This is a genomic window from Rothia aerolata (assembly GCF_014635585.1).
GTDB lineage: Bacteria > Actinomycetota > Actinomycetes > Actinomycetales > Micrococcaceae > Rothia > Rothia aerolata.
The window spans coordinates 240,577-266,332 of sequence record NZ_BMDC01000004.1; the positions used below are offsets into that span (position 1 = coordinate 240,577).

Sequence of the window (25,756 nt, forward strand, 5' to 3'; positions counted from 1 at the left end):
GTGCCAGAACAGATATGGGGCGTGACCACCCTGGTGTGGGTCGCGGCAGTGTATGCGCTTTTGCTGGTTGGCCTTGGCTACCTCTTTGACCGGCTAGCCCGGCGCTCCTCCCAGCGCTCGGTGGCCAACCGCACCTTTGGTTTTCACTACCACGAATCCCACGATGCCTGGCAGTGTCCCGAAGACCAGTGGCTCTGGCCCACCGCCTACGACACCGATAACAGGGTGATGCGCTACCGCGCCAACGCCGATATTTGCAACACCTGCCCGGTCAAGAGTACCTGTACGGTCTCGAACCAGGGCAGGGAAATCGTGCGCGAAATCGACCCCTGGCCCTACTCGGATTCGGGTCGTTTTCACCGCGGCTTGGCCACCGCCGTCTCCTCCTTCTCGCTGGTCATTATGGTCATGGCAGCCGTGCTCTTCCATTCCCCGGCAGAGGTGGCGGTGGAGGTAGCTGTTGCCGTGCTCTGTTGTGGCCTCACCGTGCCGCTGGGTATCAAGCTGCTGCACAACCCCGCGAATTTGGACGGCGTGGGGGTAACTCACGTGCGCAATGTGTCGGCTAGCGAATCCACCGAGGTGCTGATAGACCGTTTCGCCCAGAAATGGGGCGGGGTGGCCAACGAACGCAAGGCAAAGAGCGCGATGGAGCGGGAGCGGGAACTGCTACCGGTAGTCTCCGTGACCAATTCACAGCGGGTGGGCTCCTCGCGGATTGGCAAAATCCGTGGTTGGAGCGGTGTGAAAGAAGCTCCGCTGCACCGCACCACCGCCGAGGCGCTGGAACGAATGAATCTTGACCGCAGTCAGAAGCAGCGCGCTTCGTCGCGGGAATCTTCGGAAGAAAGGTAAAACCATGACAGCCCTGATAGTTGTGCTCAGCATTGTGGTGGTGGTTCTGGTGCTGTTGCTGGCATCAATCCGCGTGATTCCCGAATACGAACGCGGCATTGCATTCCGTTTTGGGCATGTTCGGCCCATGCTCAAACCCGGAATCCACCTGATTTTTCCCCTCATCGATTCTCTCCAGCGTGTTGATCTGCGCGTGATTACCCTGACTATTCCGCCGCAGGAAATTATCACCAAAGACAACGTGCCCGCCCGCGTGAACGCCGTCGTGCTCTTCAACGTCACCGACCCGCAGCGCGCCGTCCTTGAAGTAGAGAACTACGCGGTGGCAACTTCGCAGATCTCCCAAACCACCCTGCGTAGCCTGCTGGGTCGCGCGGAGCTGGATGACCTGCTGGCCCATCGCGAAGACCTCAACTCCGATTTGCAGAGCATCATTAACGCCCGCACCGACGGCTGGGGTATCGACGTCTCCCTGGTGGAGATTAAGGACGTCGAGATTCCAGAGGCAATGCAGCGGGCCATGAGCCGAGAGGCAGAGGCGGAACGCGAGCGCCGGGCTAAGATTATTTCTGCCCGCGGTGAGCTCGAATCTTCCAACGAGCTCAAGGCCGCAGCAGACACACTCAGCCAGTCGCCGGCGTCATTGCAGCTGCGCTACCTACAGACCCTGCTGGAACTCGGGGCAGACCAGAACTCCACGGTGGTCTTCCCTCTCCCGGTGGATGTGCTGGGCCCGCTGATGAGCGGAATCAAGCCGGTGGTCGATGCCTTCAGTGAAAAATCGCAACCGGAGAACGAGTAAGTTAGTCCTTAAGGCTGAGGACTTCGAGCACTAAGAGCACCTAGTGTTAAGGGTGAGTACACGAGAAACACTCAAAATACTAGGAGCCATACGTGCTAGAAGTGCAGTTACTGACCAAACGGTACGGTGCCAAAACCGCGGTGAACAACATCAGTTTCACCGTGCCCGACGGCCGAGTTACCGGTTTCCTGGGGCCGAACGGCGCCGGAAAATCCACCACCATGCGTATGCTGGTGGGCCTGGAGAAGCCCACCAGAGGTACCGCCCTGGTCGACGGCCAGAAGTACACCTCCCTCAAGTCCCCGCTTTCATCTGTGGGTGTTCTGCTGGATGCCAAGGCCATGCACCCCGGCCGTTCGGGGTTGAACCACCTGCGTTCTTTGGCGATGACCCACGGTATTCCGAAAAAGCGGGTCGACGAAGTTATTGAGCTGACCGGTCTCACCGCTGTTTCTAAGAAGAAGGTCAAGGGCTTTTCCCTGGGCATGGGCCAGCGCATGGGTATTGCTGCAGCCCTTCTGGGCGACCCCCAGAACGTGATTCTCGATGAGCCGGTCAACGGCCTTGACCCCGAGGGTGTGATCTGGGTACGCAACCTGGCCCGCTACCTGGCCTCAGAGGGTAAGTGCGTTCTGATTTCCTCCCACCTGATGAGCGAGATGTCCCAGACCGCCGATGACCTGGTGGTTATCGGTCGAGGCCGTCTGCTGGCAAATTCCTCCATGAAGGAATTTTTGGCTCTTGCCGATAACAACCGGGTTCTGGTGCGCACCGACGCGCGCGAGGAATTCGATCGGCTGCTGGCTAACCGCGGTGCCAGTGTCTCTCCGCTAGAAACCGACGCCCTGATGGTCACCGGTGTTCCCGCCCGCGAACTCGCCCAGCTGGCTCTGGAGAACCGCCTGCTGTTACACGAGCTCACCCCCCAGGTTGCCACCCTTGAAGATGTCTACATGAATATGACCCGTGACGAGGTTGAATACAACTCATCACAGTTGGGGAATGTAAACCCTGTGCAGGACGATGCCGCCCCCGCGCCGTCCGCGGAATCATCTACCCCCTGGTCTAACGCTTCTCACCCGAAGGAGAAGAACTAATGAGTCTCGCAGTATCAACGCCTCCTACCACGAACCCCGCCCACTCACAGTTTGCCGATAAGAAGCTGGGCTTATTCGGCGTGCTGCGCTCGGAATTTCTCAAGTTCCGCACCCTCACCACCAACTGGGTGATGACCATTGTGATTGCCGTGGTCATGATCGGCTTCGCGCTGATTATGGGCCTTTCCATTAACAGCTTTATGGACATGATGAAGTCCAGCGCCGAAGAGATGATGGGCCCCGGCGGCAATCCCTCTAACGCTGTCGATATGAACCAGCTGGTGGACTACGCTTACCGCCTGGGCGGTATGGGCCTGGACATGGGCAATATGCTGGTGGGTTCTGTAGCCGTGGTGTTTGTGGGCTCTGAATATGCCACCCGGTCTATGCAAACCACCACCACAGCCGTTCCGCGCCGCTCCATGGTCTTTTTCGCCAAGATGCTGGTGCTGACTATCTATACCTTTGTGCTGGGCTTTGTTCTGGCGGCTATCTCTTACTGGGCGGGCCACATGGTGCTCTACCAGGAGATTAAGGATGCCGCGACCTTTGAAACCGGCGTGGTCTGGAACTGGGTAGCGGTGGCAATCTACTTCGTCTTCATGGCCTGGATGGGCCTGGGCTTCGGCTTCCTGTTGCGCAACAATGCCGGCGGAATCATGATGGTGGTGGCTATTATGCTGATTCTTCCCATCATCTTCACCCTGATGGCCCTGAGCGACTGGCAGTGGGTAACTGATCTCTCCAAGTACCTGCCCCAGAACCTGGGTACTGAGATGACCGCCTACACGGTGGCCGATGGCTCCATGAAGCAGGCAGAAGCCGGCGGCTGGTTTGCTCTCTGGGCGCTGATTCCGGCTCTGCTGGGCTACCTTCGTTTCCGCTTCACCGATAGCAAATAGAATTCCATGAAACGCATATTTGCGGGCGCTGCTTCTCATCCGGTTGCTGAACTGACCGAGGAGCAGCGCCTCCTTCTGGGTAGGCACGGGCCGGTCCGCCGCTGGATACTGCGCTCCCCACTGCAGGTCAACTGCATTTTGGCCGCGGCAAACCTGCTCTTAGTGGTGGTATCTACTGTCACGGGAATCTATGCAGAGCAAGCGTTTATGGGGGAGTCTCAGCGAACTTTCGGCCCCCTTGTCTGGGCCCTGATTATCTTCAACATCGTTTTCTCCTGCCTTGTGGTGGTGCGCAATAGGGCACCGCTAGTTTTTCTGCTGCTGTCGATAGCGGTGGAGTTTGCCTTTCTGGCGGTAACCCATTCCACCAATAATTCAGCAACGGGCTACACCGCCTGGATTTTTCTCTACACGATTGCGGCTGAACGCAGCGGTAGAAAAGCGGTGGTGGGTTTCCTAGCCCTCTCCCTCTTCTCGCTGAGCTATATCGCCATAGATTTTATGGCGGGCTTTAGGCTGGGCTTTGAAACGGTCACAACCACCGAGACCCCCTATGAGAACGGTAGCGTCAACGAGGTGCTGCTTATCTCCGGGGTGGGCTACGGCTTTATTTTGATGCTCCACCTGGTCATCGTGATGGCGGGCCGGGCCGTGCGTAAGTCGCGACTGTTCGATCGCGAGATGATCCAGCGCTTTTCGCAGACCCAGAAGCTGGCGGCGACTGAGGAACGGGCGCGGATCGCCCGCGAGATGCACGACGTCGTTGCCCACTCGCTGACCGTGATGATTGCGCTCTCGGACGGCGCTCGGATTGTGGGGCGCACGAACCAAGACCGCGCCGATGAGGTGCTACAGGAGCTCTCTTCTACCGGCAGGTCTGCCCTGGCGGATATGCGCAGGATGCTCGGCGTGCTACGCGATTCCTCCGAGGAGAACGCGCCGCTGACCCCCGCCGCCGGTAGCGATAATGCTGAGGAAAACCTGGCGGAGCTGGTGGGTTCCTTTGAATCCACCGGCCTGCCGGTTACCTTTGTGCACGGGGGGCAATCTATTCCCGCTGATAACAACCTGCGGCTGACTATCTACCGTATTGTGCAGGAGTCTTTGACCAACGTTCTACGCTACGGCAAGGGGGTCCACTCTGTGCGGGTGAAGGTGCAGGTTGAGCTTCCCGACGTACGTATTACGGTGGTCAATGATGGTTCTGCCGCCCTAGAGCAGAATCGCACGGGTGGTTTCTCGCTGGGGGCGGGCAAGGGAATCTCCGGCATGAAAGAGCGGGCTACCCTTTACCGCGGAAGCGTAGAAGCCGGCCCCAATGATGTTGGTGGATGGACAGTCCGGGCCCACCTGAGGTGGGAACCACAAGCCTAAACTCTTGGGTGGCACTAAACTGAGGGAGGGCAGTAAAAAATAATCGCCCCTACCGTTGAAAGGAGCCGGTTGGTGGATCAGCAGTTTCAGCCGCTACGCGTGGCTTTGGTGGATGACCAGCCCCTGTTGCGTATGGGCTTCCGCCTGGTTTTAGAGGGGGCCGGTATTGAGGTAGTGGGCGAGGCCAACAACGGTGCCGAGGGCGTGGAGCTGGTGCGCAGCCTGGCCCCCGACGTGGTGCTCATGGACGTTCGGATGCCGGTGCTCGACGGCATTGAGGCAACCCGGCAAATTGTTGAGTCTTGCGACTCTAAGGTAATTATTCTGACCACCTTTGACCTCGACGAATATGCTTTCTCGGGCCTGCGTGCCGGTGCCAGTGCCTTTCTGCTTAAGGATGTTGAACCCGATGAACTGGTGAAGGCGGTGCGGGTAGTGCAGGCGGGGGAGTCGATTGTTGCCCCGCGAATTACCTCCCGCCTGGTGGAGGAATACGTTGCTTCGAGCGCCTCTACCGCATATAGCCCAGACAACATATATACTGCTCAGGTGGAACTTCTGACCCCGCGCGAGCAGGATACCGTGGGGGCTATTGCCGAGGGGCTGTCTAACGCTGAAATTGCCAGCCGCTTCTTCGTCTCTGAGACCACGGTGAAAACCCACGTGCGCTCTATCCTGACCAAGCTGCACCTGCGCGACCGCGTGCAGGTGGTGGTCTTTGCCTACGAGTCGGGAATGGTGAGCCCCGGTCGGCAGACTAGCGCTGGGGGTCAGCGATGAAGCCGGAGACTGACTCCCAGGGCCAGCAACCTACCTCCACCGAGCAGGACGACGCTCAGCAGGCCACCCGCGCTAAACAGTGGTGGTCGCCGTCCGGCCTCATCCAGTCCACTACCACCCGTGCCGCCGGTATTCTCACGCGCTCGGAGAAGATTCTGGTGCGCCGCCGCATGGGTCTGATTGCTATTGCGGTGGTGGCATTAGCCGCCCTGGTGGCATCGCTGGGCAACTATATTTTTCTCGCCCACAGCCCGCGAGAGGCCGCAGATAACTACCTCTCCCGCCTACAGAGCGGTAACTACTTCATGGCGGTTGATGCCTCTGCCTACTCGAACCAGTCGGCTGTCTTTTTGAAAAACTCCATGTACCGGGCGGCCCAGGGGCGGGTGCAGGAATACTCAATTACCTCTGTTGACCAGCAGGGCGACCGTGCTGTGGCGCAGGCAGAGCTGACTATTGAGGGGCAGAAAGAGCGGGTGGAGATTCCCCTGGTGCAGGACCACCGGTCGGGAGTTTTCAATGATGTGTGGCGCCTTGACTACACCTCGCAGGTGAACCAGAAAATTACCTCGACCATTGATCTCGACTCGGTAGAGCTCAACGGCTATCAGCTGAAAATGCGCAATACCGTGACCGACGGTGAGCACGCCTTCCACTGGGATATGCCGCTGCTACCCGGCGAGTACATTCTGGATTTCCCCAAGGATTCCTACTACGCCATGGCGGGCGGGGCCAAGACTATTTCTCTGGGTTTCCGCCAGACCGAACTTGCCCCGGTGGATATTAAGGTTCGCCCCTCGGCTCGCATGTGGCAGGAGACCGACGCCGCGATTGAGACCTGGGTGCAAACCTGCGAGTCGGCGCATACGCTAGCTCCCTCGGGCTGCCCCGCCTCCCAGATCTACGATTCGTCAGGACGACCGCTCGACGACTCCTCGGCGGAGGCGACTCCCAGCGCCTCGGCTTCATCCAGCCCCAGCGCCGCCCGCCCCCGCAAGATTGAAGACGTGAAGTGGGAGCTGCAAGAGCGGCCCCCGCTGGTGCTGACCCAGAATGAAAACCAGCCCAGCCTGTGGGAGGCAAATCAGAACGACCCGGTTGTGTTTCGGCTGACCTACACCGTTGACGGCAAACCGCAGTCTGAAACGGTTGAGGCATATATCCACGCCAATATCACCTCAACCGACGATACCGCCTCGATTTCGGCGGGTCTTGACGATCGAGACTAGGGCTATCACGCCCTCTGCGAAAGACCCTGGTGGCTCCGGTAGCTGACCGGTAGATTGGGGGAGTAAGAACGTATCGCTCTTACCTAAGGAGACTCCTTGTCGGAACGCCCCGAACACTACACCCCGCAGTACATCAACACCGGAAACAACCGTAACCCCTTCTCGCCCAGCTACGGTCTGGGTCAGCCCCGTCAGGGTGGCTTCTCTCAGGGTGACTTTCAGGGTTCCGCCCCTACCTTTGTCATCCACCAGAAGTCCCTGCTGGTTGCCTACCTGCTCTGGTTCTTCCTGGGCTTTTTCGGCATTCACAAGTTCTACCTGCGCCAGCCCTTTATGGGTCTCTTCTACCTGATTCTCAACGGCCTGGGCGCCCTGCTCGCCGCTGTTCTGGTGGGCTACTTCTTCTGGGGCCTGCTGGCGCTGCTGTGGATTATCGATGCCTTCACCATGCCCATTCGCGTAAACCTCATGAATGCGCTGGCGACCCGGCGGGTTTACTAATACCAGCTACCTTTCCTGTCCTCATCATTACACCGCTGTAATTCGTGTGACCTTGCCCTGACTACGTTGCAAACTCTGCCACTAGGTGCAAATATGCGGTAAGGTTGTTGAGTCTGTGCACAAATGGCCAATCCCCGTGCGGGCACAGATTGTAGAAATCTCCTGCTATGGAAATCCCATAGCCGCTTAGCCCAAAGGAGGGGTTTAATCATGCGTGAATACGAGCTGATGGTTATCCTCAATCCCGAGGTGGAAGACAAGGCTGTAGAGCCCACTCTCTCCAAGTACCTCGAACTGGTTACCAAGGAAAACGGTACCATTGACAAGATGGACATCTGGGGTCGTCGCCGCCTGGCATACGAAATCCAGAAGAAGAACGAGGGTATCTACGCCGTCGTTAACTTCCACTCCACTCCCGAGACCGCCGCAGAGCTGGACCGCGTTCTGAACCTGAACGAATCCATCATGCGCACCAAGATCATCCGCCCCGAAGAGCAGAAGATCTCCTCCAAGTAATTTAGTTCGGGTACGGAGAAAAGACCCTAAAATGTCATACCCCCGTGCCAGACTGAAACTAAATCACTTGAGTATTGAGTAAGGAGGCATCAAATGGCTGGCGATACCGTCATTACTGTCGTTGGTAATCTCACTGGCGATCCCGAGCTGCGCTTCACCCCTAACGGTGCTGCTGTAGCGAACTTTACGATTGCATCTACTCCGCGCATCTTCGATCGCGGTAGCGGTGAGTGGAAAGAAGGGGAGACCCTCTTTTTGCGTGCGTCGGTGTGGCGTGAAGCAGCTGAGAACGTTGCAGAGACCCTGCGTAAGGGCATGCGCGTGATTGCTCAGGGCCGTTTGAAGTCACGCTCATACGAGACTAAAGAGGGCGAGCGCCGCACCTCAATGGAGCTTGAGATCGATGAAATCGGTCCCTCACTCCGCTTCGCCTCGGCAAATGTAAACCGCAACCAGCGCTCCGGAGGCAACTTCGGTGGTCAGCAGGGTGGTTTCAACCAGGGCGGCAACTTTGGAGGCAACCAGCAGCAGGCCAACAACTACGGTGGCCAGCAGGGCGGTTACTCCGGCGGCAACGGTTATAACAACAACGGTGGCTTCAACCAGGGTGGTGGCAACTTTGGTGGTCAGCCTCAGGCGGCTCCCGCGGCACCCCCGCAGCAGGCTCCCGCTCCGTCCAACGATCCGTGGGGCGCTCAGTCCGGCGGAAACTACGACTGGGGTGCCGGAGACGACGACGAACCTCCGTTCTAAACCGATAACCCTCTCAAGAAATTTATTCACCCATCCCGCAGAAACACTGCGGGCTCCCAACACTAAGGAGCACCACGATGGCTAAGGCTGAAATCCGTAAGCCCAAACCAAAGCAGAACCCGCTGAAGGCTGCTGACGTAACTGTAATCGACTACAAGGACGTCGCACTTCTGCGCAAGTTCATCTCCGACCGCGGCAAGATTCGTGCACGTCGCGTTACCGGCGTAACCGTGCAGGAACAGCGCAAGATCGCTCAGGCTATTAAGAACGCCCGCGAAGTTGCACTGTTGCCCTACTCCGGCGCTGGCCGCTAAAGAGAAGGAGAGTAGAAGAACATGGCAAAGATTATTCTGACTCAGGAAGTAACCGGTCTGGGTGTTGCTGGCGACGTCGTTACCGTGAAGAACGGTTACGCACGTAACTACCTGCTGCCCCGCGGTTTCGCAGTGACCTGGACCAAGGGCGGCGAGCGCCAGGTGGAGTCCATCAAGGCTGCACGAACCGCTCGCGCTAAGGCTTCTCTGGAAGAGGCTCAGGCACAGGCAGCTAAGCTGTCTGAGGCAACCGTGACCGTTGCTCACAAGGCTGGCGCTGAGGGTCGCCTGTTCGGTTCCGTTAAGGCAGAGGCAATCGCTGAGGCGATTGAGGCTGCTGGTCTCGGTTCCGTTGACAAGCGCGCAATCCACCTCGGTTCCGCTATCCGCTCAACCGGTGCTCACTCCGTTTCCGTGCGCCTGCACGAAGACGTTGTAGCTAACGTTGAGCTGGACGTTGTAGCTGCCTAAGTAGCTTCATCGAGCTAAGGCTTATAGGGAGCGCCGCTCCACCCGTGCAGGGTGGGGTGGCGCTCTTTTTGTGCATTGACGGGCGAAAACCTCCGGAGTAGAGTCATAAGAAGTATGCTTACAAATAGCATGTGTCTATATCAAGGGGGTTGCCCGTGAGCACCTACGCACTGACCAATGCTAATACCGGCGAAGTCGAGCAGACTTTTGAAAGCCTTAAAGCAAACGAGATTCCCGGCATTATCGATGCCGCCCATACAGCCTATAAGAGCTGGAAGAAGAACTCTGTGCAGGAGAGAGCCAAGGTGCTTGCTCAAGCGGCTCAGGGCTTTGACCAGCGCAAGGAAGAACTAGCTAAAATTATCGGCAAGGAGATGGGCAAGCCCCGCGCCGAAGCACTGGAAGAAATCCAGCTGGTGGTTGACATCTTCAACTGGTACGCCACCGAAGGCCCCCAGCACCTTGAAGATTCTCAGCTCAATGCTGAGGGTGCACCCGTGAACTTTGTGCGCCACGATTCGCTGGGCATTTTGCTGGGCGTGATGCCCTGGAACTTCCCCTACTATCAGCTGGCGCGTTTTGCCGCTCCCAACCTGCTGGTGGGCAACACTATTTTGATGAAGCAGGCTTCAATCTGCCCCGTTTCTTCGGCGGCTTTTGAGGAGGTTTTGCTCAAGGCCGGTCTCACCGAGGGTGCCTACCAGAATCTCTACCTCAACACAGAAGATGTTGAGCAGATTATGGAGGACTTCCGCGTAAAGGGCGCTTCGGTTACCGGCTCAGAGCGGGCCGGCGTGGCTGTGGCCGAGCTGGCTGCTAAGAACCTCAAGAAGTCCGTGATGGAGCTGGGCGGCAATGACCCGGCAATCGTGCTCTCCGACGTCCCAGATGTGGCGGAAGCTGCCCAGACCCTGGCCGGGCTGCGCTTCTCCAACGCCGGGCAGGTCTGCACCTCGCCCAAGCGCATTATCGTGGTGGAAGACATCTACGATGAGTTTGTGGACGCCGCCAAGACCGCCGTTGCCAACTTTAAGGTGGGGGACGCCGATGACCCCGAGACCCAGATGGGCCCGCTCTCCTCGGAGTCTGCCCGCGACGACGCCGTTGAGCGTATCGAACAGGCGGTCAAGGACGGCGCTACCCTGCACGTGGGTGGAAAGAAGCTGAATCGCCCCGGCTGGTTTATGTCCCCGGCCCTGCTAACCGACGTTGATTTTGACGACGACCTCTCCTGCAATGAGCTCTTTGGCCCTGCCCTGGTGGTCTATAAGGTCAAGGACGAGGCGGCGGCCATCAAGTTTGCTAACTCCAGCGAGTACGGCCTGCAGGCTTCGGTATGGACCGCCGATATGGACCACGGCCTTGAGGTAGCCGACCAGATTGAGGCTGGAATGGTGTTGGTCAACGAGCACCTGGTGACCCAGGCTGATCTGCCCTTCGGTGGTATCAACAAGTCTGGCTACGGCCGCGAGCTTACCCAGTGGGGTCTGCTTGAGTTCACCAACGAGAAGCTGATTCGCGCGACTAAGCTCAGTTAACAGCCAGCCCGAGAGCGCTGGTCAACCTCCCTTAAACGCACGCTTCGCGATTCCGCTCACTCCTGAGTGCTCGCAAGCTCGCACCCGTATCGCTTCATCCCGATGCCAGTTGACCAGGCGCTCTCGGGCTGTCTTCCGGTACCTTTGTGCGCATCAGCGCGGGCGGCGTCGTCCTTTCAGAAAAATCCAGGAAAGTTCGGCATACTGGTAAGCATGCCCTCGAAAAAGAATCGTAAGAGTTCCGCAGCTGCTCGTCGTGCCCGGGCCGGGCGCGGTTTTCAACCCGATGCGGGGCAGCGCTCTCACCGGGTGCAGAGGGACTTTTCGGCGGCGAAGCCTAAGATGCGCCCGGCAACCCAGATGTTTCTGGTGGGTGCGGTGGCTGAGCTTGTTGCCCTGGTAATGCTGGCGCTGGCCCTGTTTTCTGGCGTGGGGTCTACCTCAACGATTATCGCCACCTTTCTAGTCTGCATCGTGCTGAGCATTATTGCCTCGGCGCTGGCGGGTATTTTGGCGCTGGTGGGGCTGGTGAAGTACCGCCGTATGACGGGGGCAAACATTGCCCTGCTAGCGGTCTCCATCATTTTTAGCCCGGTGCTGTGGCTGGCTCTCATCGCCCTTCTTTAAGTTTTTGTTTATCCAACCTTTTTAAAACACTCAGATTCTTCCCAGGGTTCTCCTATGGATACTAAAGGTGTGTGGTGTTAACTTTTAAACAGATGGTTCGAGATGACCTCTTCTGAGGTTCCGAGGCTTTCTGAAAATTGAATAGCCGATGCGAGAAAATGCTGTATTTCGTATCGAGAATGTGTGTGATAAAGACTAGCGATTGAATCCGGTATGGGGGATTCAATCGCTAGTTTTTTGCTTACCACCCTTTCTGCGGGTTATAGAACAAATCTGTGTCGCACCGCCGGGCTTCGCTCTTAACCGGACTTTGCTTATACCTTTGGCACTTCAGTGGAAATCTACAAAACCACAAAGTTGCAGTTTTGGTTCTTAAAACCTCTGAATAAGAACCAAAACTGCAACTTTTGGGTTATGGGTGCCGACTCAATGAGACAGGGCGGTCGTATAGGTTGCCAGGATCGTCGAGTGGCCAATTTATGACCGTTTTTCTCCGATTTTCGGTTTAAAAATGGCCTCTCGAGGAAGCTCTATGGGTAAAGTACACATTTCTTCTTGTCGGGCTGGCACAGGTGTACCGAGAGCTTGTTTCAGCGCAAAATCCACGACTGGCCCCAAGCCACAGGTGCTGGATTATTTTGAGTGGTAACGGGTTGAGGTTAGCCTCTGGGACTAAGTTGTGGGGTTGGGGACACACTTTCCTTCCAAGAACCCCCCTTCTGCTAGACTTTATCACTCACCGGACGATGTAAGCCGTACCCGGAGCCCCCAAGGGTTAAAGCAAAGACGGCTTGAATTTACCTCTGTATTTTCGAGCCAAGGAGTATTGTGTACTGGCTGATTCTGATTGTTTCCGGTTTGTTTGAAGCTGTCTGGGCTACTGCCCTCGACCGTTCGCAGGGTTTTACCAAGCTCGGCCCAAGCCTTGTTTTCTTGGTTGCGATGGTTCTTAGCATGGGCGGGCTCAGCTACGCTCTCAAGGAGATTCCGGTGGGCACCGGCTACGCGGTCTGGGTGGCCGTGGGTGCCGTGGCCACGGTGGTGGTTGCTATGGCAAGCGGGGCAGAGTCTGTTTCCCTGGCCAAAATCATCTTTCTTGCCATGATTGTGGGTGGCGTCGTGGGTCTGAAGGTCGCGAGCTAAACACGGTCGCAAACCGGGCTACTCCAAGAGATAATAGAGGCATGAGTTTCCCCAAAGTGCTGATTGCCGTTGATAAATTCAAGGGCTCCCTCTCCGGCGTGGAGCTTTCCGAGGCGATTGCTACCGGTATGCGTCGTCAGCTGGGAGAGGGCTTCCAACCCCGCATCTGCCCCATTGCAGACGGCGGCGACGGCACGGTTGATGCCGCCCTTGCCGCCGGGTTTGATGAAATCACGGCTGAGGTAACCGGCCCGCTGGGAGAGCCGGTACAGGCGCGGTTCGCCTATGAAACTTCTACTCGGGCCGCGGTGATAGAGGTTGCCGAGGCCTGCGGTCTCTGGCGCCTTGAGTCAGATCAACTTGATACCTGGAACGCCACCACCTTTGGCGTGGGTGAGCTGATTCTAGCGGCCCTGGATTCCGGTGCCCGCTCCATAGCGCTGGGCCTGGGCGGTTCTGCTACCACCGATGCCGGGGCGGGTATGCTCTCGGCTCTGGGTGCTGTTATTGAGGACGACGCCGGCGCCCGGCTCATCCACGGCGGTGGGGCCCTGCTGGGAGCGGCTAGCGTTGATGTGAGCGGTCTGGATTCCAGACTGGCTGACATTGAGCTCACGATCGCCTGCGATGTCACCAATCCGCTCTGTGGAGACCGGGGCGCTGCGGCGGTCTATGGTCCGCAGAAGGGGGCTAGCCCGGAGCAGGTTGCCGAACTCGACCAGGCTCTTAAGCAATTTTCCAACCTACTTGAGTTGTCTTTAAATGTTTCACGTGGAACATTTGCCAACCAGCAGGGTGCCGGTGCTGCCGGAGGGCTAGGCTTCGCTGCCCTGGCTCTGGGTGGGAAGATGCGCCCCGGAATCGATCTCTGCTTTGAACTCACCGGCTTCAATCAGGCGCTCAAAGGTACAGAAGTTGTCATCACCGGCGAGGGAAAGCTCGACGAGCAGACCCTCTCGGGCAAGGGCCCCGCCGGGGTGGCGGCAGCCGGGCAAAAAGAGGGCGCAGTAGTCTATGCCATCTGCGGCAGCCGAGAACTCACCGCCGAGCAGGCCCAAGAAGCGGGATTTAGCCGCACCTACGCCGTCCTTGATCTGGGAATCTCCCTCGAAGAGTCCCTGGCCAACCCGCGCCCCTACGTGGAGAAGCTGGGCCAGCAGCTGGCCCAAGACCTCACAGCCCAGCCCGGTTGACCCAGCACTGAGACAGCCACCGCCGCGGGGTCAGTGGTCTCTGACTTGAAAGCCGTGCGAAGATAGAAGTTGCCCCTAACAACCAGCGAAGAGAGGTCTCACCCGTGTCTGTATCTGATTATGGCGCCCGCACTATGCCGCACGATGACACCGCGGAACAGTCGGTGCTGGGCGGCATGATGCTGTCTAAAGATGCGATTGCAGACGTGGTGGAGGTGCTCTCTGGCCAGGACTTCTACAAGCCCGCCCACGAGAGTATCTACGAGGCAATTATTACCCTCTACGGCCACGGTGAGCCCGCCGATGCGGTGACCGTTGCCGATGAGCTGAACAAGCGGGGCGAGCTCAACCGGGTGGGTGGCGCCCCCTATCTGCACTCGCTGATTTCCTCGGTACCCACCGCCGCCAACGCGGGTTTCTACGCTGAGATTGTGGCGGAGCAGGCGGTGCTGCGCCGCCTGGTCGAGGCCGGAACCAAGATTGCCCAGCTCGGCTATACCGCCGACGGCGAGGTGGAGTCGCTGGTCAACCAGGCCCAGTCTGAGATTTACGGTGTTGCAGACGGCCGCAAAAATGAGGACTACGTGCGCCTGGGCGATGCCCTCGATGCCACCATTGACGAAATTGAGGCCAACGGTGCCCGTGCCGGAGGTATTCACGGTGTGCCCACCGGCTTTATCGAGTTCGACGAGCTCACCGCCGGCCTGCAGGCGGGCCAGATGATCGTGATTGCGGCGCGACCTGCTATGGGTAAGGCGCTGGCGCTCGACACCGAAATTCCCACTCCCACCGGCTGGACGACGATGGGTCGGCTTTCGGTGGGCGATCAGGTGCTCGGCGCGGACGGTCGCCCCACCACCGTTACCGCCGCTACCGAGGTGATGGAGAACCGCCCCTGCTACCGCCTGGTGTTTGATGACGGTTCTGAGATTATCGCCGATGCCGAGCACCAGTGGCTCACACGGGCCCACACGTCAGTGCGAGCTGAGCAGACCGTGCTGGCAGGGGGAGTGCAGCGGCACAGCCCCGAAACCGAGGTGCGCACCACCGAGCAGATTCGCTCCACCCTGCGTTGCCCCTCTACCGGCACCGCCCTCAACCACAGCATCACCACCACCGCCCCCCTTCAACTGCCCGAGACTAAACTGCCGGTGGAACCCTATACTTTCGGCGCTAACCTGGGCGGCGGCGTCCTTGACCAAGAGCGTATTCCTGCCTGCTACCTGCGTGCCTCTGAGCAGCAGCGCCGGGATTTGCTGGCTGGCCTCCTCGACGCGGGCGGCACCGTAACTCGTGCAGGCGCGGTACAGTGTGTGCTTACCAATAGAGCGCTGGCCCTGGACGTGCAGGAACTGGTGCACTCCCTGGGCTACCGCACGGGTCTGCGCACCCAGCGGAGCGAGAGCGGTTCTCTAGTCTTTAAGCTGACCTTCTCCTCCCCCGATACGGTCTTTAGCCTGCCCCGCAAACAAGAGATGCACCGCGCTCGCGCTTGCCGCTCTGACTCCCAGCGATTCATTGTTGCGGTGGAGCCCGTTGAGTCGGTGCCGGTGCGCTGCATCCAGGTGGATAATGAAGACCACCTCTACCTGGCCTCGCGAGCAATGGTTCCCACCCATAACTCCACCTTCGCCCTTGATATTGCCCGCTCGGCGGCGATTAAAAACAACATGACCACGGTGTTTTTCTCGCTGGAGATGGGTCGGAACGAGATTATCACCAAGATTATTTCGGCAGAGGCATCGCTAAATCTTTCGGATCTGCGCAAGGGAAATCTGGATGAAGACCAGTGGACCAGGCTGGCCACTGCCACCGGCAAGCTGGAATCCGCCCCTCTCTTCATCGACGACTCGCCCAACATGACCCTCATGGAGATTCGCGCCAAGGCCCGCCGTTTGAAGCAGCGCAACAACCTTCAGCTGATTGTGCTGGACTACCTGCAGCTGATGAGCTCGGGCAAGAAGGTTGAATCGCGCCAGCAGGAGGTCTCGGAGTTCTCCCGCGCCCTGAAGCTCATGGCTAAGGAGCTTGAGGTTCCCCTGATTGCGCTCTCGCAGCTTAACCGTGGCTCCGAGCAGCGCACCGACAAAAAGCCGATGGTCTCTGACCTGCGCGAGTCGGGCTCGATTGAGCAGGACGCCGATATGGTGGTGCTCCTGCACCGCGACGACGTCTACGATAAGGAATCCCCCCGCGCAGGCGAGGCAGACGTGATCGTGGCAAAGCACCGTAACGGCCCTACCAAAACCATCGCGGTGGCCTTCCAGGGCCACTATTCGCGCTTTGCCAACATGACCCACGATTCCTATTCGGGAGACGGCTTCTAGGAGGCCCGCTATGACCGATCAAGCCGAGGACGGCGGCGTCCTCCCTCTAGCCCCGCAGCGGGAGCCTGCCGCCGAAGTGGGCGGAGAGGAAGCATGCTGGATGAACCGGGTCTGCCCCGAATGTGGCGCCCTCAAGGAAACCCCGGCCGAGAAGTGCTGGCGTTGCGGGTCTGAAGGTAGCTCATATTAGGTGTGTTGTACCACCTTAAAGCTTGCTCCGGTGGCTGGCCGGTTTGCAGCTTGTGACCCCTCGGAACCGGCTTCCCGGTATAAATTTTCGTGCCCTAAAACCCAAAGAACCCAATATCTCGCCCGATGACTAGCGGAAATGTATGAGTGCTAGTTAATAGTTGAAAATTACCAATGGGTAGTTTACGACATTAAAAACATCTTTATTTAACGTAAATTAAAAGTAATACGGCTTATTATTTTTATCCTTTTTAATTTCTTTTGCCCTTGAACGGGCTTTCAAGACCAACTAGTGTTGCTCCCACACAACAGATAGGAGACAACGCTCATGACTTCTCAGCAGATTTCACGTCGCGGTCTGGCCAAGCTGATGATGGCCGGTAGCGCAGTGGCTGCCTTTGGTATCACCACCTCAGGCACCACCATTGCCCGTGCAGCGGAAAACGGCCCCGAGCCGACCCTGCACACCCAGCAGGCATATGACCCGATCAATTCTGATTTCCATGCTCGCTGGACCCGCGCCGATGCGCGCCAGATTATGCGCACCCAGAACGATCCCAACGTGGCACCGGGTGAGAACTCCATGCCCGCCTCGGTCACCATGCCCGAGATTCCCAAGGACTTCCCCATCATGACCGATGAGGTGTGGGTATGGGATACCTGGTCGCTGACCGACGAGTACTCAAACCAGGTGTCCTACAAGGGCTGGGATGTTATCTTCAGCCTGGTAGCACCCCGCTCCATTCCCTTTGACGAGCGCCACTGGAGCGCCCGCATTGGCTTCTTCTACCGCCACTCCAACGCTGATCCCAACACTGAGTGGATTTACGGCGGCCACCTCTTTGAAGACAACACCTCTGTTTCTAACACTGAGTGGTCAGGCTCTGCCCGCCTGATGCAGGGTAACAAGGTGCGCGTTTTCTACACCGCTACCACCTTTGGCACTCCCCGCCCCGGCACCGAGGGCAAGCCCGCAGTGCTGGCTACCGTTGAGGGCCAGATTAAGGCAACCAAGGCCGGCGTGACCTTCTCGAAGTTCGACGACCACAAGACCATTCTTGAGCCGGATGGAAAGTGGTACCAGACCAAGGAACAGAACGAGTACTTCGCCTTCCGCGACCCCTTCACCTTTGAGGATCCCTACAACCCCGGCACCACCTACATGCTCTTCGAGGGCACCGGTGGCGGCGTTCCCGGCGACCCCGAGACCCTGATTACCGAAGCAGATCTCGGCTACCGCGAGGGCGACCCCTATGCAGAAACCGTTGAAGAGGTCAACGGCATGGGTACTTTCTGGCAGCGCGGCAACATCGGCCTGGCGGTTGCTACCGATAAGAAGCTGACCGAGTGGAAGATGCTTCCTCCGATTCTGACCGCCTACGGTGTGAACGATCAGACCGAGCGTCCTCAGATGATTATCAAGGACGGCAAGTACTACCTGTTCACCATCTCCCACCAGTTCACCTACGCGGCTGGCCTGCGCGGCCCCGACGGCGTCTACGGCTTTGTGGGCGACGGTATCCGCTCGGACTTCCAGCCCATGAACCTCTCGGGTCTGGTGCTGGGTTCACCCACCGATTTGAACCTGCCGGCTGACCGCCCCGAGGCTCCCCAGCCCGGTCAGAACCCCCGTCAGTTCCAGGCTTACTCCCACTACGTGCAGCCTGACGGTCTGGTGCAGTCCTTCATCGATAACGTTGATGGACGCCGCGGCGGTACCCTGTCACCGACCGTGAAGATCAACTACTCGGGTGCTACTTCTGAGGTGGACTACTCCTTCGGCGATAACGGTCTTGGACCTTACGCCTACCTGCCCACCAACAAGCAGAAGACCGGCGTGACCTACGTGAAGTAGTAACTTCTCTTCTTCAAGCCCGGGTCTACCTTTCAAGGTGGGCCCGGGCTTTTGTCTACCCCGTAGAATGGGGCCATGAGCGATATTCTTTCGGGTAAGACTGTGGCAGTGACCGCCTCCCGCCGGGCCGAAGAGCAGGCGGGTGCTTTTGAGCGGGCCGGGGCGCAGGTACTGGTGGCTCCCACAGTGCGGATTGTTAAGACTGAGGACGACGCCGCCCTGCTGGATGAGACCCGGCAGGTGATTGCCAGCCCGCCGGATATGCTGCTGGTTGCCACCGGCTATGGTCTGAAAAGCTGGTTTGAAGCGGTGGAGAAGGCCGGCCTGAAAGAGGAGCTTTCCCGGGCTTTAGAGCAGACCGCTTTCTACGTACGCGGAGCCAAGGGCCGCGGTGCAGTGCGGGGGCTGGGCTACAAGGATTCCGGCATTGCCGAGATAGAGACTACCGAATCTCTGGTGGAGCTTGCCCTGGCGGTGGGTGTGCAGGGTAAAACGGTGGTGCTTCAGCAGCACGGTCAGCCCGACCCTGCTTTAACCCGCAGGCTAGAAGAGGCCGGTGCGGTAGTGATCCAGGTGCATCCCAACCGCTGGGCACAGCCCGCGGAACCCGAAAAGGCAGAGCGGCTGATTGATGCCGTCCTCGCCGGGGAAATCGACATCATCACCTTTACCGCCGCCCCCGCCTTTGAGGCCATGCTCAACCGGGCGGCGCAGAGGAATCAGCGGCAGGCCCTGGTGGAGGCACTGAAAAGAATAACGGTCGCGGCGGTGGGCCCGGTGACCGCCGAGCCCATGGAGAAGCTCGATATTGCTCCCATCGTTCCCGAGCGCTCGCGCATGGGTGCCATGATTAAGGCTGTTCTTGCCCGCTTTGAGAGAGGGCTCTAGAGGTTTATTTAAAAGGTAGGTATCCAGCCCGAGAGCGCGGGCCAACCTCCCTTAAACGCATGCTCCGCGATTCCGCTCACTCTTATGTGCTCGCAGGCTCGCACCTGTGTCGCTTCATCCCGATGCCAGTTGGCCCGGCGCTCTCGGGCTGTCTTGTGTGACCTTTTAAATAAGCCCCAGTATTGCTCTGCAAGCGTTTGACCGGGCTAACCTAGTTCAGTGGGTTTTGTTATGGGAGCTGTCGCATGTCTTTGAGCAATTCTGAGCGGGATTTACTCGCGCGTGAGTTTGAGGAGAACCTGGCGCAGAGCGGCCTCACCTTTGAGGAATTTCGCCAAGAGACAGGTTTTCCGGAGGCTCGCTTTCTCGATGCCTTTATGGTGTTCGAGGGCTGCGACCCCGCCGATGTAGAGTTCATTCGCGGCCTGCTTGAAGAGGCTGTGCAGCGGGCGAGGTAGAAATAAGGACGCCGCTGCGGCGGCTTAGGCGCGCCTGCCGCGCAGTACCAGCCCGCTCGCCGTCCCGAAGAGAACCAGCAGAGAAATCACAAACAGGCCGGTGAGCTGCCAGCCGCCCGCATTGTAGAAGAGGCCGCTGACCCAGCCCACGGCGGCGGAGCCGAGGTAGTAGGCAACATTGTAGAGGGCGGTGGCCTGGGCTTTGCCGGTGCTGGCGCGGGCACCTACCCAGGAGGCCGCTACGGAGTGGCTACAGAAGAAGCCGAAGGTAAGCAGCAGAATTCCGGTGATGACCAGGGCCAGGGGTGCACACATGGTCAGGAGGATTCCCACCACCATCAGGGCGGCCCCCAGGGCGAGAACCGTCAGACGGCCCCACCGCTGCACCAGGGGGCCTGAGACCGATGACGACACCGTACCCAGCAGGTAGGCAACAAAGAGCAGGGAAATAGCTATCTCTGAGAAGAGGTAGGGCGGGGCTTCGAGCTTGAAGCCCACGTAGTTATAGACGCTCACAAAGGTGCCCATGAGGGTAAAGGCCAGCAGAAAGAGGGCAAGCATACCGGGGTTGCGCAGGTGGGTGCCGATGCGGGAGATGAGCACCGTCAGCGAGCCTTGTCGGGGCAGGGGAGTGAAGCGCCGCGCCCGGGGAAGAAGCAGCATGAAGGTAAGGCTGGCTCCTGCACCGAGCACAGAAACCGTGGTGAGGGCAAGCCGCCAGTCACCGGTCAGCTGGCTCACCGGCCCTGCGATAAGCCTGCCCATCAGCCCGCCCAGGGTGGTACCGGCAACGTAGAGGCCGGTGGCGGTAGGAACATAGAGCGGGTTGGTTTCCTCGGCGATAAAGGCAACAGCAATCGAGGCAAGCCCCGCCAGGGCTGCCCCCTGCACAAACCGCAGCAGAAGAATCACGCTCAGAGAGGGAACCCAGGGAATCACCAGTCCCAGCAGGGTTGCCAGAGACACCGCCACAAACATGGCGCGGGATTTTCCCCAGAGGTCAGCAATATAGGCCCACACCAGGGCAAAAACGGCCAGGCCCAGGGTGGAGGAGGAAATCATAAGCGCCGCTGAGGCCGCATCAATAGACAGGGACGACGCGATGGAGGGCAGAATACCCTGCGGTGAATAGAGCTGGGCGAAGGTGGCAACACCGGCGGCAAACATCGCCACCAACATGCGGGTGAATTCCTGGCTCCCGCGGGTAAAACCGCCCTGCGCGTCGTCCTTACTATCGTCCCGGCTCATAGACTTTCAGCCTATAAAACTTCAGACCTTCTCGGCGTCTATTACGCCGGCAAGAAATGAAGGGTCTACTTTCTCGCCCTCACGGATCACCGAGAGTCCGCCGGTTGACTCAAGAATCACGCACTGAGCCTGGGAGAGCTGGGCAACTCCAGCTCGGCGCAGCGCCCCAAAGACCTCAACCCGGGTCAGATGCGCTCGCCGCAGGTTCTTCTCAAGAATTTTCCCGTGGGCAACAATCACCCGGGGTTTTACGTTGAGACTGCGAATTCCGGTGACCGACTGCACCGCGCCAAAAATCATTTCCAGCACCATCAGGGTACCCAGGCCAATGACGCCGGCGGCGAGAGTAGGCGGGTGACCGATGATTACGCGGCCTGCGACAGCGCCGAACATGATGATGATAATTGCGTCAAAACCGTTCCAGCCGGTTAGCACGCGCACGCCGAATAGTTTTACAAAGAGGAGGAAGGCCAGATAGATGCCCAGGGCTGAGAGCATCACGATGGGGATTCTCCAGGGTTCAATCCCCAGGTAGTAGGCGTAGGTGTGGAGTCCTTCCGGTGGAGTCATAGTTTTACCTTACCCCTTACCGGTTGCAACCCAGCGGGGCGTCGTCCTCACAACAACACACTCTCTCAGCTGAAACCGCCCGCACCCCTGTTACAGAAGCCGTTTTTGTGCCTAGGCTTGTAAGACACAGATATTGAAGAAGGAGAAGACTATGTCTTACACCGTCAAAGCCCTACAGAAAACCGGCCCCCAGGAGCCCTACCAGATTGCTGAGATTGAGCGCCGTGATCCGCGCGAAGACGATGTTGTTATCAACATCAAGGCAGCTGGTATCTGCCACTCGGATATTCACACCATCCGCAACGAGTGGGGTGAGGCGCACTTTCCGCTGACCGTGGGCCACGAAATTGCCGGTGTGGTGGAGGCCGTTGGCTCGAAGGTCACCAAGTTCAAGGTGGGCGACCGCGTGGGCGTGGGCTGCCTGGTCAACTCCTGTGGTGAGTGTGAGCAGTGCCGAAATAACCAGGAGCAGGACTGCCTCAACGGAAACGTGGGCACCTACAATTCCGAAGATGTTGACGGCACCATCACCCAGGGCGGCTACGCTCAGAAGGTCACCGTCAACGAGCGTTTTGTACTGAACATTCCCGAGGGTATTGATTTTGACGTCGCTGCGCCCCTGCTCTGCGCCGGCATCACCACCTACTCACCCCTGGCTCGCTGGAAGGTGGGCAAGGGCCAGAAGGTTGCCGTGCTAGGTCTGGGCGGCCTGGGCCACATGGGTGTGCAGATTGCTGCCGCTATGGGCGCCGAGGTAACCGTTCTCTCCCGCAGCCTGAAGAAGGAAGAAGCCGCTCGTAAACTGGGTGCTGCCCGTACCCTGGCCACCACCGAAGAGGGCTTCTTTGAAGAGCACCGCGGTGAGTTTGACCTGATTCTCAACACCATCTCGGCCCCCATTGACCTGGATTCCTACCTGGGCCTGCTCAAGCCCCACGGCATTATGTCTGTGGTGGGCCTGCCCCCGGAGGAGCTGGGTATTCACCTGGGTCGCCTTATCATGGGCGGCAAGGTACTCACCGGTAACAACATCGGCGGTATCAAGGAGACCCAGGAGATGCTGGACTTCTGCGCCGAGCACGGTATTGGTGCTGTGATTGAGAAGATCTCGGTGGATCAGGTAGACGAGTACTACGACAGGGTGGTGGACGGCGACGTGCAGTTCCGCGCCGTCATCGACACCGCTACTTTTGAGAAGTAAGTTCTTTCTTTCCCCTCTCTGCCCTGTGCGGCGGGGAGGGGAAATTTTTTTAAAAAACTTGCTGAAACCTCTTCCCATTCCCGGTGAACAGGAGTTAAATAATAAGTGAGCAAAGGCTAGTGATGAAGGTCACTAGATAGCTCACTGATGGTAGTAATCCCGGAAGGGGATTTATGACAGGTAAGTCAAAGTTGATCGCAGATCTTTCTGCTTTGGTGTAAGTGTCTAACAACTCCATAGGAGCCGGCTATATCCGGTAAGGTCCAGTTTGGCAGCCGATACGTTCGGTGCAAATGATGTAAAGACCGCACGAAGAATTTGAGAGTTCGGTAGGCAGCGTAGCCAAAACCGAGAGTTTCTACGATGGGAGCTCCGTTTCCAAGGGGGAAACGGAGCTCCTTTTGTGTGCGGGCACCACTTATGCTGAGAAGAACCTTGTGCCTACGGGCCGACATCAACCGCTAAAGCATGGCTCCAGCCACGATTTCTAGGCCCCGGGCCGCCTGGGCGGTGGTGGGCGAGTAGTTGGTCAGCATCATCTCATCGGCCCGAGCAATTGCGCTGAAGCGGGTCAGGTAGTCGGCGACGTCGTCCCCAACACCCACCGCCAGCACGCGGAACATATTGAGAATCTGATCGGCTCCACCCGACTCGATGAGCGCATCGAGTTCATCATTGGTGAAGGAGCGCTGGCGACCGGCAATCATGCGCACCCGCTCCCGCATAGCAATCTTCTTCTGCGCTTCCGCCTCTTCTCGAGTGTCGGCGGCAATGAAGTTGGCAGCGGCAATCACGTAGGGGTGCTCCAGCTGCTCGGAGGGCACAAACTTCTGCCGGTACACATTAATCGCCTGCTCGTAGAGGTCAGGGGCAAAGTGCGAAGCGAAGGCATAGGGCAGGCCCAGCGCACCCGCGAGAGAGGCGCCAAAGAGCGAGGAACCCAGGATATAGAGGGGCACATTGGTGCCGTGGCCCGGGGTGGCCCGCACGCCCGGAACCAGGCTGTCACCCTGTAGGTAACCCTGCAACTCCTTCACGTCCTGCGGAAAGCGCTCGGCGGCGTCCAGGGTCCTGCGCAGGGCGCGCACGGTATTACCGTCCGTGCCCGGAGCCCGCCCCAGGCCCAGGTCAATCCGCCCCGGATACATCTCTTCCAGCGCGCCGAACTGCTCGGCCACCGCCAGCGGCGAGTGGTTGGGCAGCATCACTCCGCCCGAGCCCAGCCGTATGGACGACGTCCTGGCGGCGATGTGCGCAATCAGTACCGCAGGCGCTGAGCTGGCAATACTGGGGGCATTGTGGTGCTCGGCGTACCAAATACGCTCAAAGCCCAGCTTTTCCGCCTGCTGCGCCATAGCGACCGAGCGGGCAAAGGAGTCTCGAGGGGTCTCGCCCTCGTGAATGGTGGCCAGATCTAAGAGGGAAAGTTTCATGATGGTTCCTTACTTGCTGATGAGCTTCTCGGCCACAAGATCTAAGGTCTTGTAGACGCCGGCGGTGTGGGGGCTCAGGGGCGAGAGCATGAGCTCATCTGCCTGAACGGAATCGGAGAAGTTCAGCAGGTAGTCCTTCACCTGCTCGGCAGTGCCCACTGCCGAGTACTTGATCATGGCGAGAATTTGCCGACCCTGGGCAGAGTTCATCAGAAAGTCCAGCTCAGACTCCGAGTAGTTGCGGCCCCTGCCCACCATACGCTTCACGCGGTCGCGCTTAGCCTGCTCAAACTGCTTCTGGGCTTCTTCTTCAGACTCGTCTGCCAGCACATTGACGGCGGCAATCACGTAGGGCTGCTCTAGCTGCTCGGAGGGCTCAAAGCGCTCGCGGTAGAGCTTGATTGCCTCTTCGAGGTGGGTGGGAGCAAAGTGCGAGGCAAAGGCGTAGGGCAGGCCGAGGGCCGCCGCGAGGGAAGCCCCGAAGAGGGAGGAGCCCAGGATATAGAGGGGAACATGGGTGCCCTTACCCGGGGTGGCGTTAACACCGGGAACCAGGCTGTTGTTGCTGAGGTAGCCCTGAAGCTCTTGAACGTCCTGGGGAAAGCGCTCGGCGTCATTGGGATCTCGGCGCAGAGCCTGAATGGTCTTCATATCGGTACCGGGAGCCCGGCCCAGGCCCAGATCAATACGGTTGGGGTAGAGCTCCGCCAGGGTGCCGAACTGCTCGGCGATACCCAGTGGCGAGTGGTTGGGCAGCATCACCCCGCCCGAACCCAGCCTGATTTTCTCGGTATGGGCGCCCACGTGGGAAATCAGAACGGCCGGGGCCGAGCTGGCAATACTGTTCATGTTGTGGTGCTCGGCGTACCAGATTCTCTCAAAGCCGAGCTTCTCAGCGTGCTGGGCCAGCTCAACTGAGCGTTTGAAGCTGTCTTTGGGGGTCTCGCCGTCAAAAATAGTTGCAAAATCCAAGATGGAAAGCTTTGGCAAGGTTTCTCCTTCGTCCCCTCACGGTAGGGGTTGTAATTTGGTGCGTATATAGAGGGCAACGTTGAGCGAGCTGAGTTTGTTCCTGCTTGCTGGGGTGCACCTAGGTTCCCTATCTGTTTCCTGTGGTGTTCTTGGGCTCCGTGTCAGCACCCCTTTGGTGCACCTGTATTCCTTATCTAGTGCACTGAGTACACCTAGGTTCTAGGGGTTTGCCTTTTGGTACACATTGAGAGCGCCAGTACACATCTATATGTGTACTGGCGCTCTCAATGTGTACCAAAAGGATGTCTTGTGGGAATACGGGTGTGCTGAGAAGCTAGCCAGTGGGCAGGGGTTCTGCCTTGTGCTGGTCTGCCGAGGGTGTGGTGGGGCAGTTCGGGAAGTTTTTAGAAAAAATTCTGGGTGGGTAAACTTGCTCTGACCTGGGTAAACAGTTCCGGGTGTGGTCTGGGTTAACCCCCAGGTGGGGGTTTGTGATGCAGGTCTACAGAATCCAGGTTGC

At 58.6% G+C, this 25,756-nt stretch carries 26 protein-coding genes; 22 read left to right on the plus strand and 4 right to left on the minus strand.

The genetic code is table 11. From position 1 onward, the window contains the following. The 21 genes from IEV00_RS10575 to IEV00_RS10675 all read left to right on the plus strand — a co-directional run bounded on the left by IEV00_RS10575 (position 1) and on the right by IEV00_RS10675 (position 19,812). A complete protein-coding gene (locus IEV00_RS10575) occupies positions 1–855 on the plus strand; it encodes a transposase (RefSeq protein ID WP_188360324.1) in 855 nt (284 codons plus the stop codon). 4 nt (positions 856–859) lie between these two features. Then, a complete protein-coding gene (locus tag IEV00_RS10580) occupies positions 860–1,657 on the plus strand; it encodes a slipin family protein (RefSeq protein ID WP_188360325.1) in 798 nt (265 codons plus the stop codon). 92 nt (positions 1,658–1,749) lie between these two features. Further along, positions 1,750–2,754 (plus strand): ABC transporter ATP-binding protein, encoded by a 1,005-nt coding sequence (locus IEV00_RS10585; RefSeq protein ID WP_188360326.1) that lies wholly within the window; start codon positions 1,750–1,752, stop codon positions 2,752–2,754. Next, the gene (locus IEV00_RS10590) at positions 2,754–3,656 is read left to right on the plus strand and encodes a hypothetical protein (protein WP_188360327.1); all 903 of its coding nucleotides are present in this window, start codon (positions 2,754–2,756) and stop codon (positions 3,654–3,656) included. The genes IEV00_RS10585 and IEV00_RS10590 overlap by 1 nt, the downstream gene beginning before the upstream one ends. Before the next feature lie 6 nt (positions 3,657–3,662). Next, the gene (locus IEV00_RS10595; RefSeq protein ID WP_188360328.1) at positions 3,663–5,030 is read left to right on the plus strand and encodes a sensor histidine kinase; all 1,368 of its coding nucleotides are present in this window, start codon (positions 3,663–3,665) and stop codon (positions 5,028–5,030) included. 72 nt (positions 5,031–5,102) lie between these two features. Beyond that, positions 5,103–5,810: a response regulator gene (locus IEV00_RS10600; protein ID WP_268234183.1), complete on the plus strand. Its 708-nt coding sequence runs from the start codon at positions 5,103–5,105 to the stop codon at positions 5,808–5,810. Further along, a complete protein-coding gene (locus tag IEV00_RS10605; RefSeq protein ID WP_188360329.1) occupies positions 5,807–7,039 on the plus strand; it encodes a hypothetical protein in 1,233 nt (410 codons plus the stop codon). The genes IEV00_RS10600 and IEV00_RS10605 overlap by 4 nt, the downstream gene beginning before the upstream one ends. Positions 7,040–7,135: 96 nt before the next feature. Then, a complete protein-coding gene (locus IEV00_RS11190) occupies positions 7,136–7,540 on the plus strand; it encodes a TM2 domain-containing protein (RefSeq protein ID WP_229723200.1) in 405 nt (134 codons plus the stop codon). Positions 7,541–7,750: 210 nt separating this feature from the next. Continuing rightward, positions 7,751–8,056: a 30S ribosomal protein S6 gene (rpsF, locus tag IEV00_RS10615; RefSeq protein WP_188360330.1), complete on the plus strand. Its 306-nt coding sequence runs from the start codon at positions 7,751–7,753 to the stop codon at positions 8,054–8,056. A 93-nt stretch (positions 8,057–8,149) separates the two neighbouring features. After that, positions 8,150–8,809, plus strand: coding sequence for a single-stranded DNA-binding protein (locus IEV00_RS10620; protein WP_188360331.1), 660 nt, complete (start codon positions 8,150–8,152; stop codon positions 8,807–8,809). A gap of 77 nt (positions 8,810–8,886) precedes the next feature. Then, complete coding sequence (gene rpsR / locus IEV00_RS10625; RefSeq protein ID WP_004005948.1) at positions 8,887–9,123, plus strand: 30S ribosomal protein S18; 237 nt, start codon at positions 8,887–8,889, stop codon at positions 9,121–9,123. Between the two features lie 21 nt (positions 9,124–9,144). Then, positions 9,145–9,594, plus strand: coding sequence for a 50S ribosomal protein L9 (rplI, locus tag IEV00_RS10630; RefSeq protein WP_188360332.1), 450 nt, complete (start codon positions 9,145–9,147; stop codon positions 9,592–9,594). 155 nt (positions 9,595–9,749) lie between these two features. Continuing rightward, a complete protein-coding gene (locus IEV00_RS10635) occupies positions 9,750–11,132 on the plus strand; it encodes an NAD-dependent succinate-semialdehyde dehydrogenase (RefSeq protein WP_188360333.1) in 1,383 nt (460 codons plus the stop codon). Positions 11,133–11,345: 213 nt separating this feature from the next. Then, complete coding sequence (locus IEV00_RS10640; protein WP_188360334.1) at positions 11,346–11,759, plus strand: hypothetical protein; 414 nt, start codon at positions 11,346–11,348, stop codon at positions 11,757–11,759. A gap of 828 nt (positions 11,760–12,587) precedes the next feature. After that, entirely contained in the window at positions 12,588–12,902 is a 315-nt protein-coding gene (locus IEV00_RS10645) for a DMT family transporter (RefSeq protein ID WP_188360335.1), read from the plus strand. A gap of 41 nt (positions 12,903–12,943) precedes the next feature. Next, entirely contained in the window at positions 12,944–14,095 is a 1,152-nt protein-coding gene (locus IEV00_RS10650) for a glycerate kinase (protein WP_188360336.1), read from the plus strand. 134 nt (positions 14,096–14,229) lie between these two features. Then, entirely contained in the window at positions 14,230–16,422 is a 2,193-nt protein-coding gene (gene dnaB / locus IEV00_RS10655; protein ID WP_188360365.1) for a replicative DNA helicase, read from the plus strand. Positions 16,423–16,432: 10 nt separating this feature from the next. After that, a complete protein-coding gene (locus tag IEV00_RS10660; RefSeq protein ID WP_188360366.1) occupies positions 16,433–16,612 on the plus strand; it encodes a hypothetical protein in 180 nt (59 codons plus the stop codon). Positions 16,613–16,939: 327 nt separating this feature from the next. After that, a complete protein-coding gene (locus tag IEV00_RS10665) occupies positions 16,940–18,466 on the plus strand; it encodes a glycoside hydrolase family 68 protein (RefSeq protein ID WP_188360337.1) in 1,527 nt (508 codons plus the stop codon). A gap of 75 nt (positions 18,467–18,541) precedes the next feature. Then, positions 18,542–19,354 carry a uroporphyrinogen-III synthase gene (locus tag IEV00_RS10670; RefSeq protein ID WP_188360338.1) on the plus strand — a complete coding sequence of 271 codons (813 nt, stop codon included), beginning with the start codon at positions 18,542–18,544 and terminating at the stop codon, positions 19,352–19,354. A gap of 245 nt (positions 19,355–19,599) precedes the next feature. Next, on the plus strand, positions 19,600–19,812 hold the full coding sequence (locus IEV00_RS10675) for a hypothetical protein (RefSeq protein WP_188360339.1): 213 nt from the start codon (positions 19,600–19,602) through the stop codon (positions 19,810–19,812). A 24-nt stretch (positions 19,813–19,836) separates the two neighbouring features. On the opposite strand, the gene IEV00_RS10680 is transcribed toward IEV00_RS10675, so the two are convergent. Together IEV00_RS10680 and IEV00_RS10685 are read right to left on the minus strand one after the other, a co-directional pair. Next, positions 19,837–21,060 (minus strand): MFS transporter, encoded by a 1,224-nt coding sequence (locus IEV00_RS10680; protein WP_188360340.1) that lies wholly within the window; start codon positions 21,058–21,060, stop codon positions 19,837–19,839. Positions 21,061–21,081: 21 nt separating this feature from the next. Beyond that, the gene (locus tag IEV00_RS10685; protein ID WP_188360341.1) at positions 21,082–21,630 is read right to left on the minus strand and encodes a DUF421 domain-containing protein; all 549 of its coding nucleotides are present in this window, start codon (positions 21,628–21,630) and stop codon (positions 21,082–21,084) included. 151 nt (positions 21,631–21,781) lie between these two features. Between IEV00_RS10685 and IEV00_RS10690 the strand changes: the two genes are divergently transcribed. Continuing rightward, positions 21,782–22,831: an NAD(P)-dependent alcohol dehydrogenase gene (locus IEV00_RS10690; RefSeq protein WP_188360342.1), complete on the plus strand. Its 1,050-nt coding sequence runs from the start codon at positions 21,782–21,784 to the stop codon at positions 22,829–22,831. Positions 22,832–23,292: 461 nt separating this feature from the next. On the opposite strand, the gene IEV00_RS10695 is transcribed toward IEV00_RS10690, so the two are convergent. After that, positions 23,293–24,264 carry an LLM class flavin-dependent oxidoreductase gene (locus IEV00_RS10695; RefSeq protein ID WP_188360343.1) on the minus strand — a complete coding sequence of 324 codons (972 nt, stop codon included), beginning with the start codon at positions 24,262–24,264 and terminating at the stop codon, positions 23,293–23,295. A gap of 9 nt (positions 24,265–24,273) precedes the next feature. After that, entirely contained in the window at positions 24,274–25,254 is a 981-nt protein-coding gene (locus IEV00_RS10700) for an LLM class flavin-dependent oxidoreductase (RefSeq protein ID WP_188360344.1), read from the minus strand. Positions 25,255–25,756: the final 502 nt, after the last annotated feature.